General features: G+C 68.0%; 12 protein-coding genes. 2 read left to right on the forward strand and 10 right to left on the reverse strand.

Translation table 11 applies throughout. From position 1 onward, the window contains the following. Positions 1-18: 18 nt before the first annotated feature. A complete protein-coding gene (locus tag AC6CID_RS05500; RefSeq protein WP_064061897.1) occupies positions 19-1,482 on the reverse strand; it encodes an FAD-dependent oxidoreductase in 1,464 nt (487 codons plus the stop codon). Positions 1,483-1,505: 23 nt separating this feature from the next. After that, complete coding sequence (locus tag AC6CID_RS05505) at positions 1,506-2,351, reverse strand: LLM class F420-dependent oxidoreductase (RefSeq protein WP_498353664.1); 846 nt, start codon at positions 2,349-2,351, stop codon at positions 1,506-1,508. 163 nt (positions 2,352-2,514) lie between these two features. Here AC6CID_RS05505 and AC6CID_RS05510 point away from each other — a divergent pair, with 163 nt between their 5' ends. After that, positions 2,515-3,198, forward strand: a complete 684-nt coding sequence (locus tag AC6CID_RS05510) for a TetR family transcriptional regulator (RefSeq protein WP_006551749.1) — start codon at positions 2,515-2,517, stop codon at positions 3,196-3,198. A 47-nt stretch (positions 3,199-3,245) separates the two neighbouring features. On the opposite strand, the gene AC6CID_RS05515 is transcribed toward AC6CID_RS05510, so the two are convergent. The 6 genes from AC6CID_RS05515 to AC6CID_RS05540 form a co-directional block, all read right to left on the reverse strand. After that, the gene (locus tag AC6CID_RS05515; protein ID WP_498353665.1) at positions 3,246-4,073 is read right to left on the reverse strand and encodes a hypothetical protein; all 828 of its coding nucleotides are present in this window, start codon (positions 4,071-4,073) and stop codon (positions 3,246-3,248) included. Between the two features lie 169 nt (positions 4,074-4,242). Then, entirely contained in the window at positions 4,243-4,350 is a 108-nt protein-coding gene (locus AC6CID_RS05520; RefSeq protein ID WP_006551747.1) for a methionine/alanine import family NSS transporter small subunit, read from the reverse strand. After that, positions 4,347-5,951, reverse strand: a complete 1,605-nt coding sequence (locus AC6CID_RS05525) for a sodium-dependent transporter (protein WP_019289992.1) — start codon at positions 5,949-5,951, stop codon at positions 4,347-4,349. Before AC6CID_RS05525 ends, AC6CID_RS05520 begins: the two co-directional genes overlap by 4 nt. 84 nt (positions 5,952-6,035) lie before the next feature. After that, positions 6,036-7,154, reverse strand: coding sequence for a lysylphosphatidylglycerol synthase transmembrane domain-containing protein (locus tag AC6CID_RS05530; protein ID WP_006551745.1), 1,119 nt, complete (start codon positions 7,152-7,154; stop codon positions 6,036-6,038). After that, positions 7,155-8,585, reverse strand: a complete 1,431-nt coding sequence (locus AC6CID_RS05535) for an HAD-IB family hydrolase (protein WP_498353666.1) — start codon at positions 8,583-8,585, stop codon at positions 7,155-7,157. It abuts the gene before it with no gap. After that, positions 8,582-10,984, reverse strand: coding sequence for a glycerol-3-phosphate 1-O-acyltransferase (locus tag AC6CID_RS05540; protein ID WP_498353667.1), 2,403 nt, complete (start codon positions 10,982-10,984; stop codon positions 8,582-8,584). The genes AC6CID_RS05535 and AC6CID_RS05540 overlap by 4 nt, the downstream gene beginning before the upstream one ends. 162 nt (positions 10,985-11,146) lie before the next feature. Between AC6CID_RS05540 and AC6CID_RS05545 the strand changes: the two genes are divergently transcribed. Further along, the gene (locus AC6CID_RS05545; RefSeq protein ID WP_064255940.1) at positions 11,147-12,658 is read left to right on the forward strand and encodes a bifunctional aminoglycoside phosphotransferase/ATP-binding protein; all 1,512 of its coding nucleotides are present in this window, start codon (positions 11,147-11,149) and stop codon (positions 12,656-12,658) included. Positions 12,659-12,728: 70 nt separating this feature from the next. Here AC6CID_RS05545 and AC6CID_RS05550 read toward each other — a convergent pair whose 3' ends face one another. Further along, on the reverse strand, positions 12,729-13,622 hold the full coding sequence (locus AC6CID_RS05550) for a universal stress protein (protein WP_494292725.1): 894 nt from the start codon (positions 13,620-13,622) through the stop codon (positions 12,729-12,731). A 148-nt stretch (positions 13,623-13,770) separates the two neighbouring features. Further along, positions 13,771-15,303, reverse strand: coding sequence for a CYTH and CHAD domain-containing protein (locus AC6CID_RS05555; RefSeq protein ID WP_498353668.1), 1,533 nt, complete (start codon positions 15,301-15,303; stop codon positions 13,771-13,773). Positions 15,304-15,451: the final 148 nt, after the last annotated feature.

Consider the following 15,451-nt stretch of genomic DNA (forward strand, 5'->3'; position numbering starts at 1 on the left):
GGAACCACCCGTTCGGTCTCAGCCCTTCGCGGCCGACAGACCGGCGCGGCGACCGAAGAAGCTTCCGTCCCCCAGCGACGTGCCGCTCGCATAACCCCACGCGCACACGCCCGACGTGCAGCGACCGGCGGCGAACAGGCCGGGGATCGGATCGCCGGACACGTGCAGCACTTCCGAGTTCACCGAGGTGCGCAGACCGCCGAGCGTGAAACCTGCTGTGCAGTTACGGAGATCGAGCGCGGCGATCGGGCTGCCGATGGGCTTGACCCACTCGCTCTTCTTGCCCAGCACCGGATCGCTGCCGTTCTCCGCGTGCCTGTTGTAGACCTCGACGGTCGCCTGCAACGTCCCGGCAGGCAGTTCCATGTCGGATTCGAGTTCGGCGACGGTCTCCGCGACCCACTTCGGACGGAACCGGAAGAAGGGCGTCGAACTCGTTGCCGCACAACCCTCCTCGTACGCCTGTTCGTCGATGATCAGATAGGCCTGGTTGTCGTTCTTCAGCAGCGTGAGCTGACCGATACGGCCCGGATAGGTGTCCTCGGGGACGTACCGCTGACCGCGGCCGTTGACGAGGATGCCGCGGGCCATCAACTGCGGGTCGCCGAAGAAGGCGACCTCGGTGGCGTCCATGTGCGCGAGATCGGCGCCGAGCGCCTGCGCCATGCGGATCGCACGGCCGTCGTGCTCCTCGATCGCCGCACCCGGGCGACCGCTGAGCTGCGGCGCGTACGACTCGACCATCTCCTGGTTGTACGCGAAACTGCCGGTCGCGAGGACGACGCCGCGGCGGGCCCGGATGTGGACGTCCTTGCCGTACTGCTTGGCCGTCAGGCCAACGACGCGTCCGTCGCCGTCGACGATCAACCGCTGCACCCGCACGTCGTATTCGGCACGCACACCGAGGCTTTCGGCGACCTGGGAGAGCGGCTGCATGAGCATGTACCCGCCACCCTTCTCGCCGGTCCGCTTGTCGGTCATCTGCGGAACGTGGCCGCGCGGGGCGGGCGTCGCGATCTCGTTGAAGGGCGCGGAGTTCTCGCCGCCGGAGTACATCAGGCCGTCGTCACCGGGGATCTCCCACCCGGGTTCGCCCCAGAAGCTCTCCTTGAACACCACGCCGTTGTCCACGAGCCACTCGTAGTGTTCGACGCTGCCCTCGCAGTACTCGATGATCTTCGCTTCGTCGGCGCCCGGCCCGAGCGCGGCGAGCATGAACGCCTTCATGTTCTCTGGCGTGTCGTCGAATCCGAGGGCCTTCTGCAGCGGGGTGCCGCCGCCGAGGTAGACGATGCCGCCCGACAGTGAGGCCGCACCGCCCCAACCGCCGGTCCGCTCGAGCACGAGCACGTCGGCACCCGCGCGGGCGGCCTCGATGGACGCCGAGACACCGGCGATGCCGTAACCGGCGACGACGACGTCGGCTTCGTGGTCCCAGGTGGAGACGCTGCCGGCGGGAAGGGGGTGGAGATCGGTGCTCATCGGGGTCCGTTCGGGGTCGGTGATCAGTGGTCGAGTTTCGAGGCGAGTCGGCCGATGTATGCGACGACGTCGTCCTGGGCGCGGTCGGGCAGACCGAAGATCACCTCGGTGACCCCGGCGTCCTCCCAGATCTTCAGTTGTTCGGCGTCGTGACGGCCTGCCAGAGCGAGGATCTCGGGAGTTCCGGCACGACCGGCGTCGGCCCAGGCCTTGTGGAGACGGGCGACGTTGTCGACGACGTCGTTCTCCGTGGGGGTGGTGATCCAGCCGTCGGCGTGGCGGACGATCCAGTCGAAGTTGCGGTCGGTGGAACCGGCGCCGAGGAAGATCGGGGGCCGTGGTTGCTGCACGGGTTTCGGCCACGCCCAGCTCGGCCCGAATGCGACGAAGTCTCCCTCGTAGGAGGCTTCTTCCTCGGTCCACAGCGCCTGCATCGCTTCGAGATACTGGCGCATGGCGGTGCGCTTCTTCTTCGGCGGTACGCCGTGGTCGGCGAGTTCTTCTGCGTTCCAACCGAATCCGACACCGAAGTTCACCCGGCCGCCGGAGAGGTGATCGAGGCTCGCGATGGTCTTGGCGAGCGTGATGGGGTCGTGCTCGAGGGGCAGTGCGACGGAGGTGCCCAGTTTGATCGTCGACGTCACCGCGGCTGCGAGCCCCAGCGCCACCCACGGATCGAGGGTGCGCATGTAACGGTCGTCGGGAAGGGTCTCGTTGCCCGTTCCCGGATGCGCGGATTCGCGGCGGATCGGGATGTGGGTGTGTTCGGGCACGTAGAAACTGTCGAAACCGCGACTCTCCGCGGTCGAGGCAGCGACTTCGGGCCGGATTCCCCGGTCGCTCGTGAACAGGGTGATTCCGTGGCGCACAACAGCCCCTCTCCAGACGGTGACGGAGAAAATGTAACGCGTTCTACATCCGGAGGGAAGAGATTTCCGGACACCTGTCCGGTTGCGGCCGGTCGGCCGTACGAAAAGGCAGTCGTCCCACGCTGAACTATCCTCGAAACGGGCATGAACGGAAGGTGGCGTGATGACGGAGCAGTCGACGACGGAGACCGCGGGCGAGGAGTCGGCGTCGACGCAGACCTCGCGGCCGGCCCTCGGGTCCACCCGGTCGCCCGGTGCGGGCCTGCGACCGGCACAGCGGGCGCGGTACATGCGGATCATCGCCTCCGCCGAGGAGCTCGCCTCCGAGGGTGGATACGACGCCGTGCAGATGCGGGCGGTCGCAGACCGATCCGGTGTCGCTCTCGGCACGGTCTACCGCTACTTCCCCTCGAAGAACCACCTGCTCGTCGTGGCGCTCGTACTCGAATTCGAGACCGCCGCCGAAGCCGTGACCACCGTGGAGATCCCTGGCGACAGTGCCGCCGAGCGCCTGATGGGCGTCCTGCGCGGAGTGATGCCGCGTCTGTCCGAGAACCCGCTGCGCTACGACGCGCTCATCCGGGCGGCGATGTTCGCCGACGCGTCCTCGGCGCCCGAACTCGACCGTCTCGGTGAGGTGCTCACCCGACTGTTCGCGCAGGCGGCAGGCATCGACATCGTCACCGAAGAGGTGCTCAACGCCGTGCGGATCATCGCCGACGTGTGGATGTCGGCGCTGGTCGCCTGGGTGGCGGGCCGGCAGTCGGTCGACGATGTGCTCGCGCACATGGACACCGCCGTCACGCTCGTGTTCGACCGGCTGAACCGACTGCAGCGGGCGAGCTGACGCCCACCCGCTGCAGTTCTGGGCTCCGCTCGGGAGCTCTGGTTCGATCAGGCCGGCACGTCCACGATGCCGATCGTGGGCAGGAAGAAGCACTGCGTGTCGCCGTTGCGCACGTTGCCGAAGACGGCCGAGAGCACGGTGCCCGACCCCGTCTCGACCGGCGCGACCCGCACGCCACCCAGCGGCAGGGTGTCGGCGATGAAGGTCGTGATGGCCTGCTCGACGATGCCGCGGGCCTGGACGGGAAGGCCGGCCGGAATGGCTCCCGCCGCGGTCTCCTCCGGCGTGCCCATCGGGACGAAGCCACCCTGGAAGGTGTTGACGTTGAACCACGCGAGCTGGATGCCCGAGGTGTCGGCGTCCTCCTCGAGGTCGACGGGGACGAACGCGAAGAGCGTCTCACCGGGCGAGACGACGTTCAGGGTGCCCGGCAGCGGCGACAGGCTGCGGTTCGGCCATGGCCCGGGCAGAGCACCCGCAACGGCGGGCACGGTGCCCAGCGGCAGGTCGCCGTCGGCCGTGCAGAACGGTGCGCCGGTGGGGTAGAGGAACGGTTCGACGCCGAGGCGACGCAGGAACTCCATGCCGTCCTCGTAGGCGCCGAGCGGTGTCGCTTCGGCCGCGTCGACAGCGCTTCCGCGTGCGTTCGCGATCGCTTCGGCGGCAGCGAGAGTCGTGGGATCGACGCCGGGCAGCGCGCGGAGAGCCTCGAGCGAGCTCACGAGCGGGCTCGTGGCGGGCGCTTCCGCCGGTGCTGCCGGGTCCGTGGGTGCGGGTTCGGCGCCGGCGATGGTGGGAAGCGCCAGACCTGCGGCGACGGTCAGGGCTGCGGCGGCCGAGATGCGACGCATCCGATTGCGGTGTCTGCGGCTCATATGGGGTTCTCCTCCTGTGGGTCGTGACACCCGGACGGGCTCTACCTAACTCTAAACTAGAGGTTTAGAGTACGACCGCTCCAGGAGACCACAAGGGCGGCGCTCCGGCCAGAGCGCCGCCCCGTGGTGTTACCGAACCGACACCCATGTGAGTCGGTGGTGCGGATGATCAGTCCGGATCGTCCGGATGCTTACGCAGATGCAGGATGCTCAGCAGGAGACCGCCCCACAGCGTGACGAGGGCGAGAATCATCATGGCGACGGCCGCTGTGCTCATCGGGTACCTCCTGTGGACGAGTCGGGTCCGGGTAAGGGAGCACCGGACGAAGCAGGCGCCTGGGCGGATGCGGGCGGACGGTTCTCGTCCAGCTCGTATTCCTCGTCGATTCCCCTGCGCCAGGGGATGAACGTCAGGAGGACGGCGAGGATGATCACGCCGGCCTGCACGCTCCAGCCGAAGGCCGTGACCAGGCTGTCGGGAAGACCGCCGTAGCCGTCGCGGACACGGTCGCGGATCTCGCTGAACAGCATGTAGCCGAGGACGAGCGGGGTGATGATGCCCGTGAACACCATCCAGCCCGTGCCGACCTTGAACGACGACACCGAGTTGAGGTGGTCGCGGAGTTCGGGCAGACGACGATAGATCCACGCGACCACCACGAGCGCCACGAAGGCGACACCCACGATGCCGAACTGGTTCGCGAAGCGGTCCACCACGTCGAGAGTGTTCAGGCCGGTGGTGGTGGGGAAGAGCAGCAGCGACACGATTGCCGACACACCACCGATGGCGAGTACCGCCGGCACCCGGCCGAGGCCCGTCTTGTCCTGGAAGGCCGAGACGGTCACCTGGATGATGCTGATCATCGACGTGAACCCGGCGAAGACCAGCGAACCGAAGAACAGCACACCGAAGAGCGGGCCGCCGGGCATCTCCGAGACGATCGTCGGGAAAGCGATGAAGGCGAGGCCGATACCGCCCGCGACCACCTCACCGACCTCGACACCCTGCGCCTGGGCCATGAAGCCGAGAGCGGAGAAGACGCCGATGCCGGCGAGCACCTCGAAGCTCGAGTTCGAGAACCCGACCACGAGACCCGAACCGGTGAGGTTCGTCTTGCGCTTCAGGTACGACGCGTAGGTCACCATGATGCCGAAGGCGACGGACAGCGAGAAGAAGATCTGCGCGTACGCCGCGATCCACACCCCGGTGTCGGTCAGCGCCGACCAGTTCGGGGTGAAGAACGCATCGAGACCGGCGGTCGCGCCGTCGAGGGTCAGCGACCGGACGACGAGCGCACCGAACAGCAGGACCAGCAACGGCACGAAGAACCGATTGGCGTTGCCGATACCGCGCTGGACGCCGAGAGCGAGCACCGCGAGCGTCGCGATCCAGACCAGCAGCAGCGTCCACGCGACGCCCGGCACGAAGCTCAGGCCGAAGGTCGCATCGGTGTCCTGGTTCAGGAACGAACTCATGAAGAAGCCTTCGGGGTCGTCGCCCCAGGCCTCGGTGATCGAGAAGAAGGTGTACCGCGCGGCCCAGGCCACGATCACCGCGTAGTACACGCCGATGACGAAGCACACCAGCACCTGCCACCAGCCGATGAATTCGGCGCCGCGGCGCAGTCTGCGGAAGGCCAGCGGCGGCGATCCGCGGAACTTGTGCCCGATCGCGTAGTCGACCAGGAGAAGGGGGATACCCGCGGTCAGCAGCGCGACCAGATACGGGATCAGGAATGCGCCACCACCGTTCTCGTAAGCGATGTACGGGAAGCGCCAGATGTTGCCGAGTCCGACCGCCGAGCCGATTGCGGCCATGATGAACACCGACCGGCCCGACCAGACTTCCCGTTTACGTGTGACCTCGTGCTGTGCCACGGACCTCGTCCCTCCATTCATCCGGATGGAGGACAACGCTAGCGCCCCGACCGGCGCGCGGGCGATCTTTTCGGGTCGGCGCCTTCAGTCGTCGTCCCAGAGCCGCAGGTCCGGGGGAGTTTCGTCCTCGTCCCCCTCCTCGCCGACGTTCCGGTAGCGGAATGCGAAGACGATCCAGCCGACCGCGGCGACGAGCACGAAACTGATCAACCGGTAGACGACCACCGCCGACAGGGCCTGCGCGCCGGTCATGCCGGAGGCGGTGAGCGCCGGCACGAGCACGGCGTCCATGACACCCAGACCGGCGGGGAGCAGCGGGATGGCACGGCTGGTGGCGGTTCCGGCCGCGTAGGCGACCGCGATACCGGCCAGGCTCGGCGCGCCACCGACCGCGTATGCGGCGAACGCCAGGCACGCACCGTCGCATACCCAGTTGCTCAGCGACCAGCCGAACGCGCGGGCCGCATGAGGACGATCGAGTTGCACCGCGCTCAGCTGGCCGACGATCTTCCGCCACGCTCGCGCACCCGCCTGCTCCGGCTTCTTCCGCAACCGGTTCAGGCTCCGCAGGGCGATCAGGCCGATCGATTCGAACGAACCAGGATTGCCGGCCGCGTACTGGATGAGCACGACCAGCAGCAGCAGACCGCCGAGCGAGAAGATCAGCGAGAACGGGTTGTTGCTGGCGCCGACGAGCAGAGCGCCGACGATGCCGAGCAGTGCGAGTCCGGCGGCCTGGAGGAGCCCGGCCATGACCAGCTGCCAGGTCGCCACCACCGGGGGTGCGCCCCAGCGCCGCATCTGTCGGTAGGTGAAGGTCGTCCCGACCACCGGTCCGCCCGGCAGGGTCACGCTCATGGAGTTCGCCGCGAGGGCCACCGAAAGCGATTGCCATTGCGAGACCTTCACACCCGCCGCGGACAGTAGCGCCCGCTGCACCCGTGCGAAGGTCGACATCTCCGCCATCGAGGCGAACACCGCTGCCGCGACCCAACCCCAGTGAAGATGCCCGAGGCCGCGGACGCTGTCGGACAGTTCCGGCCACACGAGCACGATCTCGACGGTGAGCACCACGACGAGCAGAGCACCGACGATCCACTTGAGATACCGGCGTCGCTTCGGGGTGAGCGGCCCGCTCTCACCGTGCGGGCTCTCGTCGGCTCCGTCGTCCGGCTCCTCGGGTGTCACGGTCTCGTTCGTCATCTAGTCGGTGGGCCAGCTCGACAGCGTGCGGCGGTAGAGGTCCTCGACTTCGGCGATGTGCTCACCGAAGTTCTCCCGCGACCAGCCGCTCACGTCGATCGGTTCGAGCACCGCCACGTCGACGGTGCCCGACCGCAGCAGGGTCGAGTGCTTCCACAGGATCTCGCCGGCGTTGCGGATCACGACCGGCACGATCGGGACACCGGCCTGCATCGCGATGTGGAAGGCGCCCTTCTTGAACCTGCCGATCGCCGGGGTCAGCGAGCGTGTGCCCTCGGGGGCGATGACGATCGACGTACCCTCGCGGAGGGTGTCGACGACGGGTCCGAGCGCCGCAACCGCCTGCTCGGTGTTCGTGCGGTCGACAAAGGTGGCGCCGACGAACCGCAGAAGCGGCCCGAACAACGGGTCGTTGGCCATCTCCTTCTTCGTCACGCCCGTGAAGTCCTGCCTCAGGACCTTGGCCAGCACCACCGGGTCGAGCTGACTCTGGTGGTTGAAGATGAACACCGCCGGCCGGGCGGCCCACGCATTCGCTTCCCCGACGATGCGTACGTTCACTCCGGCGAGGGCCAGGGAGACCTCGGTGCCGATGCTGATGATCGAGTCCAGCGCGGTCTTGCGGCTGCGGTTGATCAGACCGAGACCGAGACCCGTCCACACCGAGCCGAACATCCCGCCGTAGGCGGCGGCGGTGCGGACGAGTTCGCGGGCGCCCGGCGTACCGCGCGGCCGGAACCGCATGATCGGCCAGTCGCGTTCGATGGCGAATCGGGTGAGAGTGCGATCGGGGTTCGTGGCCGTGGGGTTGCCGGCGACGGCCAGGAACTCCACGTCCTCACCACCGTTGGAATAGGTGTAGCTGGCCTCGGCGTCGATGCCGTGTGTCTCGACGAAATTGCGTGCCGCCTCCGCTTTGCCGCTGCGCCACAACGATTTCCCGTCGACCCGTCCGGTGAGCACACCGTTCTCGACCTCGAGTGGGGTGAACAGGATGTGCTCGACGCCCAGCGCGTCCCCGGCGGCCTGGATCTGGTAGCGGGACGCCGACGAGGCGATCACCACCGTGTGGCCCGCGTTCTGGTGCGCGCCGATGAGTTGCCACGCCTCCGGATAGAGGTGTCCGGCTATCGTCGTCATGAACAGCCGGCGGCCGATCTCGTAGAGCTCGTCCTCGGTGTGACCGCGCCACGCCTTGAAGGCGATCGCGACGAAGCGTTCGAAGTCCTCCTCGGTCTCCGTCCCGCGGATCCCGTTGATCATCGTCGCGGCCAGTTCGGATGCGGAGACCTTCCCGGCGAGCACCCGGTCGCGGAAGAAGTGGACACCGGAGAAGCCGTGCACGATGGTGCCGTCGAAATCGAAGAAGGCCGCCACCTCGGGTCCCTGCGGACCCGTACGCACCCGTTCGAGGGCCTGCTCGAGGTTCACCGTTCCACCTTTCTGTTCGACACGTCGAGCGACTCGGCCAGCGCGACCCGCTGGGCCAACTCGGACAGCTCCGCTGCGAATGCCTTCCTGCGCTCGCGGACGGTCTCGGGGTCCTCGTCGTGGTCGAGCAATCCTCGATTGCGCGCCAGGTCGAGCGCGGACGCGAACAACTCCGACGACACCGATTCCGGCCCGTACAGGCGGCGCTGCAGCAGCATCTGCCGGCCCACCGCCACACACTCGGACAGGAAGGCGGCGCGGTCGACCTCGAGCTCCGGATCCCGGACGGCGAGGCGCTCGGCGACGACGAGCTGCGCGTCGAAGAACGACCGCAGCGTGCGGTGCGACATGAAGAAGCCGGTCTCGACGAGACCGGTCAACGCTTCGTCCTTCGTCGGCAGCGTGTCGCCCCAGGACGGGACGAGCAAGGCGAGCTCGTCGCGCATCTGGGTCTCGTAGGTGTCTCGGTCGGGGAAGAAGAACTCGAACTTCAGCAGGTCGCGCAGGTTCTTCGCCTCCTCCCACGCCACCCGGACAGGATCGTCACCGAGATTGGCGTGCGCGTAGAGGATGGCCAGCTCCATGATCGACCGGTTGACGAACCAGTGCACGCCGCTGTTGCGGTAGAACGCCGCGACGAGATGCTGACCCGGCTGGATCGAGTAGACCGGTTCCTCCCCGCCGGCGTAGGTGGTGACCACCCCCGCGTGGGTGAGCGACGAGAGCACGTCCTCGAGCCCACCTTCGACGTCGAGGATGTGGAGCCCGCCCTGCGGGACACCGCGGCGATCGAGATAACGGCGGACAGGTGCGATCACGGCCCGCACCTCCTCGAGCGTCAGCGAGCGGTCGCGCACACCGAGCAGGGCCAGGGTGACCAGGCAGTTCACCGTCACCGGAGTGTTGCAGTTGATGCCGACAGCGACTTCGAAGGCGACCTTCTGCAGCGCCTTGCGGCGCAGCACCCGTATCTCCTCGGAATCCGTCGGCGCCGCGGACGGGTCGGCTGCCGGCGCCGGTGCGGTCAGGTCCGGATCCCCACCGGCGACCAGCAGTTCGCGCATCGACACGGGATCGCCGAACCGCACGTACACGTTCCCGGCCCGCTTGCGCTGATTGCGGGCGTAGCGCACCAGCCATCCCAGGCCTTCGGTTTTCTTCGTCGCGCCGGTCTGTTCGGCGGCGACCGCCGCGACCTCGGCGAGTCCCTCGTAGGTGATCGAGACCGGCACCAGCATCGCGTCCTCGACGCGTCCGCCGCGGATCGCGTTGGCGACGTAGCTGAGCAATCCGTAGCGCGGGGCCCGGAGCTTGCCGGTGCGGGTCCGGCCGCCCTCGAAGTACCACTCGAGGTTGAACCGCTTGCTCAGCAGGAACGCGAAGTACTCCTCGAGCGCGGCCTTGTAGACGTCGTCGTCTGCGAAGCTGCGCCGGATGAACACCGTGCCGGTGCGGCGGGCGACGGGACCGATCGGCCAGAATGTGAGGTTGGCCCCGCCCATGATGTGGTTGCCGGGAAAATCGTTCGCCGCCAGGATGTCGCCCAGCACGAAGGCATCGGCGTAGGACCGGTGCGAGGGGAGGAAGACCAGGGCGTACCGGCGGTTGGACTCGCGCAGTGCGCGCAGACCGGCCTCGTCGGCGTGCACGGTCCATGCCGACGCGTGCAACGGCCGCATCGCCTGCGTGAACAGGTCGGTGACCAATCGTGACTGCACGGCCACGAGTTCGTCGAGGGAACTGCGCGCCCGCGACTCGACCTCGGCGCGCGAGAGGCCGTGCTCGGCGGCGATCTCGTCGAGACGGCGCCGGAAGATCGGCGAGTCCATGATCTGGGCGGCGACGAGCCGCGGGACCTTGTAGCGGTCGCCGATCACCGCTCGCTCCGCGCGTTCGAGCGCGACGACGGCGCGACGGGTCACGTACCGCGCGAGTGCCCCGTCGTCACCGTCACCGCCCTCCGCTCTGAGCGCGTCCCGCAGTTCGGACAGGCGGGCCGGTTTCGCGACGACGATCCGGTAGCGGTCGGCACCCTTGCGCACGAGCCATTTCTGCAGCAGCAGATTCGGATTGCGTGGGTTCGTGAGGGCGAGGACGTCGGCGAACCGGATACGCCGCGCACCGTCGCGCTCCGCCGGGAGCCACACGACCCGCAAGGGCAGGATCAGCGGATCGTCGGTGCGGGTCACGAGCTCCTCGGTGAGCACCCGTGAGTCGAGGTCGAGCGACTCGGGGCGGGTCGGCGTGCGGTACTCGGCGGGAAGCTCGTCCGAGCGCAGCCAATCCTCGATCATCGTTCGTTCGAGAGCCGTCGTGTACGCGAGGACCGCCACCGTGGGTCCGTCGTCCGCCCGCACGGTGTCGTCTCCTCGTACCCGGCTCGGTTGATCGTTTCTCATCTCACCCCGTCCAGAAGTCACCTCGGTGTGAAAGCTACCTGTCGCGGCCGGTTCGTTCGGGCGATCCGGAGGAGAACACACACTGTGCGGATGCACCGGTGGGCGCTGTGCAGATGCACCGGGGGAGTGTCTGAACGACAATATGGTGGACGAGAGGACTCGGTGGGAGCCGCCGACGACAGGGAGGGCGCAGTGACCACAGGTGCCGGACCGGAGGGTGTCGGCTACGCGGGGGTGAGGGAGACGCATTCGTCGGTGGTCTTCTTCGTCGGCGAGCGCGTGCACAAGCTGAAGAAGCCGCTCGACCTGGGCTTCCTCGACAACCGCACGCGTGAGGCCCGTGAACGGATCTGCCACCGGGAGGTGGAGCTCAACCGGCGTCTCGCACCGGACGTCTATCTGGGCGTCGCGGACGTCCACGGCCCGGACGGACAGTTGTGCGAGCACCTCGTCGAAATGGTGCGGCTGCCCGACGACCGGCGCCTGGCCGCCGCGGTCCGCCGAGGTGAGGACGTGTCGGTGGTGATCGACGAGGTGGCACAGCAGGTCGCCGCACTGCACGCCTCCTCGCCGCACGGTCCCGAGATCGACCGGTGTGCCTCCGCGGATTTCGTCGCCGAGCTGTGGGATCTCAGTCTCGACCATCTCGGCCGGCTGGAGGTAGGGGCGGATCGTGCCGGGGCGTTGACGCGGATCCGGGAGTCCGTGCACCGTTACCTCGCCGGCCGGGCGGTGCTGTTCGACGAACGCATCGCGGCGGGCCGGGCCGTGGACGGACACGGCGACCTGCTCGCCGACGACATCTTCTGTCTCGACGACGGTCCGCGCATCATCGACTGCCTCGAGTTCGACGACGAGTTGCGCTACGGCGACGCAGTACTCGATCTCGCCTTCCTCGCAATGGATCTCGAACGTCTCGGTGCCGAACCCGCAGCACGGCGGTTGCTCGAGCAATATGGTGAGGTCTCGGGCGATCACCCGCCTTCCTCTCTTGTGCACCACTACATCGCCTATCGAGCGTTGGTGCGCGCGAAGGTGACCGCCCTACGCTACGAGCAGGGTGATGCAGCGGCGCGGGAAACGGCGACCGGTTTCGTCGAGTTGCTCGAGGGACATCTCGACCGGGGACGCGTGCGCATGGTGCTCGTCGGTGGTGTCTCCGCGACCGGCAAGACGACACTGTCGCGCACGGTCGGTGCGTATCTCGGAGCGGACGTAGTGCGCAGCGACATCGTCCGCAAGGAGTTGGCGGGTCTGCAACCCACCGACCGCACCGGCGACGGTACGGATGCCGGTCTGTACGCACCGACGCATTCGGAGGCGACCTACCGCGAACTGCTGCGCCGTGCCGAGACCGCTCTGGCCCGGGGACGATCCGTCGTGCTGGACGCGACCTGGTTGTCGTCCGGGCAGCGCGACGCGGCCCGCAAGGTCGCGGACGGTGCTTCCGTGGATGTGATCGAGATCGAGTGCCGTGCAGACAAGGGAATCCTGTTGCAACGGATGGCATCCCGAGCCGAGCGCGGCGACGATGCCTCCGATGCGACCCCTGCCGTGCTCGAACAGCAACTCCGCCGGCGGGATCCGTGGCCGGAGGCAGCGGCGATCGATACGGGTGTCGAGACCGTCGACGCGGCGCGACTGGAGAGCATGCTCGGTCCAGCGCCCTGGTGATCGCGCCCCGAGAACAGTGAACGGGGATCGCTTCGTCGAAGCGATCCCCGTCGGACCGGAACGATCGGTTCTAGACCTTGCGGGCGATGAGCACCGAGCACGGAGCCTTGTGCAGCAGGTTCTGGCTCGTGGATCCGAGCAGGGCGGCGCGGAACTGGCCACGTCCGTGGCTTCCGACGGCGACGAGTTGGGCGTCGTCGAGGTGCGCGAGCAGGACCTTCGAGGCCGGGCCCCGGTCGATCACACGCTCGACGGTGACCTCGGGGTGGCGATCACTCCAGCCGGCCAGCGTCTCGGCGAGAACCGCGGTCTCCGAGGTCTCCACGGCATCCCAATCGACCAGCGCGGCCGTGGCGCCGACACCGAGTGCGGCGTCACCGAGCCAGGAGTGCACTGCCCGCAGCGGAACCTCGAGGGCCGACGCGAGATAGAACGCGTGAGTGACTGCGGCAGAGGACAATTCGCTACCGTCCACACCGACGACGATCGGCCGGGAATCGGGCAGCGGAGAATCGGTGTTGCCGCGCCACACGACCACCGGGCAGGGCGCATGGTTCGCGACGCGCAGAACGGTGGAGCCGAGGAGGAAGTTCTCCAGCGCACCCGCGCCGGTGGCGCCCATGACGACCAGGCGTGCGTCCTCGGCGGCCTCGAGCAGCGACTTGGCTGCGGGACCGGGACCGATGAAGCTGCTGATCTCGAGCTCGGGGTGATCTGCGCGGACTCGCTCGGCGGCGTCGGCGAGGAGCTTCTTGCCGTCCTCCTCGAGCTGCTGGATCATCTGCGACTGCACGAGCACTGCGGCCTCGCTGTAGAAGATGCCCTCCGGGGGCATCGAGTGCACGAGGTGGAGGGGTGCTCCGATGCGCGACGCGACGGCACCGGCCCACCGCGCTGCCGCTACAGCCGTTTCGGAGCCGTCGACGCCTGCGACGACTGCCTTGCGGGTGCTCGGTGTGCTCATGGATGTCTCCTTCTCGTTGCGACGCGCGGCTTCCCGCGCGCAGGTCGGCCCGAGGCCACGTTACCGCCACGACGCGGCCGTGACCCGGTGTCGACGATCTTCATGATCCCCGATCGGGGAGGCCCCGACCAGAGCCTTCCGGCCTCGATCAGGTCCACAATCGGCGAGCGGCGCGGTATGCCTTCCGCCATCCGCTGTCCAGATGTGCGGCCTGCGCGTCGCCGATCTCGGTCTCGATCCGGAACAGGATCCCGAGCCCGAAACTGGTCTCGGCGGTGTGGCCCTGCTCGGAGAGCATGTCCAGGAGGTGTTCCCGCGCCACGACGGAGTCCTGGAATTCACCGAGCAGATCCTGGAAGTCGTCGAACCGGTCGAGGATCCGCCCGGAAAGCTTCGGATGCAGCGGCGCGATCACCTCGATGGCATACCGCATCCGTTTGGCGCCCTTGCGTGCCCGGTGCATCAGCGCGTCGCGCTCCGCCGGGTTCTCGGCGTCGCCGACCCTGTCGACGCGGCGCGAGACCTTTTTCGACAGCGCTGCGACCGCGCGCAACAGTTCCTTCCGTGCCACTTTCGGCCGTGCCCCCGCCGCTTCTGTGGCGGGCGCTATGTCGGTGATCGCCGCGTCGAGGCGGGTGAGCAGCCCGACGTACCGGTCCGAGTCCAGTGTGTCGACTGCTTCGAGGCGGGCGGCCTCCGACCGTGCCGAGAAGTACTCGTCGATACGGGCTCTCGTCGCTTCCCGGTGCGATTCGACCGGGATGTCGGCCACGCGATCCGTGAGCCGTTCCCATTGGACCTCGAGATCACGTGACGGGCTGAGACGTCTTCCGAGCCAACGGAGTTCGTCGACGAGATCGGGATCCACGACGATCTCGTCGGAATAGGTCTGCAGTGCGCTGCGCAGACGCCGCGCGGCCTTGCGCATGCTGTGCACCGCGTCGCGTGCGTCGCGGCGGACGGCGATGTCGGACAAACCCAGGGTGTGCAGTTCGCTCGAGAGATAGTCGCGTACCGGGATCAGGCCCTTCGCGATCGGCGGGCGGGCGGGGAGCAGGTCGCCGAGCACGCGGTGGAGCTTCGACGGGCTCTCCGAACGGGTGATCCCGACGGCCGCGAAGCGTTCCTCGAGTGCTGTGAGGAATCGGCCGATCGTCCTGTCGCCGAGGGTGGAATTCCACTCGACCTCGATCTCCTTCCAGCGGATCTCGGATCCGTCGGCGCTGCGCACGGCGTCGACGTCGTCGACCACCACCTCCGCGACGAAGCCGCCGTCGGACGACCGGAGCCGGTGCCGATGTCGTCGGGTCACGAGCAGAGCGGCCAGGCTCAACGGGGCGCCACGGCGGATGCCGCGCAACAGGGATCCGAGGTCTGCGGGAACGTCCTCGGCCGAGTCGTCGCCGAGGGGGAAGTGCAGTTCGGTGCGGGTGTCGACACCGGAGGGCAGTTTGAGATGCCATCCCGCGTCGTCGCCGCCCTCGCGCCTGCGGAGCGTGATCTTCGAGCGCAGCAGGCACAGGTCGGCGGTGTCGTAGTACTGGGCCGACAATTCGAACCGGTCGACGTCGATCGCATCGACGGACGGCAGTCCCGTCAGGTCCGGAAGCGGCCGGTCGCCGGTGGCGGAGTACTTGCGTTCCGCCTCCTCCGCGACGGTCGCCGACGATGTGCTGGGCATCCATCTGCTCCTCTCGGTGCGCGTTGCCTCCACCTTGCCACGCGGTCCGATATGAGGGGATTCGTCCGACTGTGATCTGCCGATACCGGGCAAAGAGCACTTCGGCCCTGGTCAAGGCCCGGTTTCGGGGTGATCATGGTTCGACGCG

This window comes from Rhodococcus sp. GQ147, assembly GCF_059759155.1.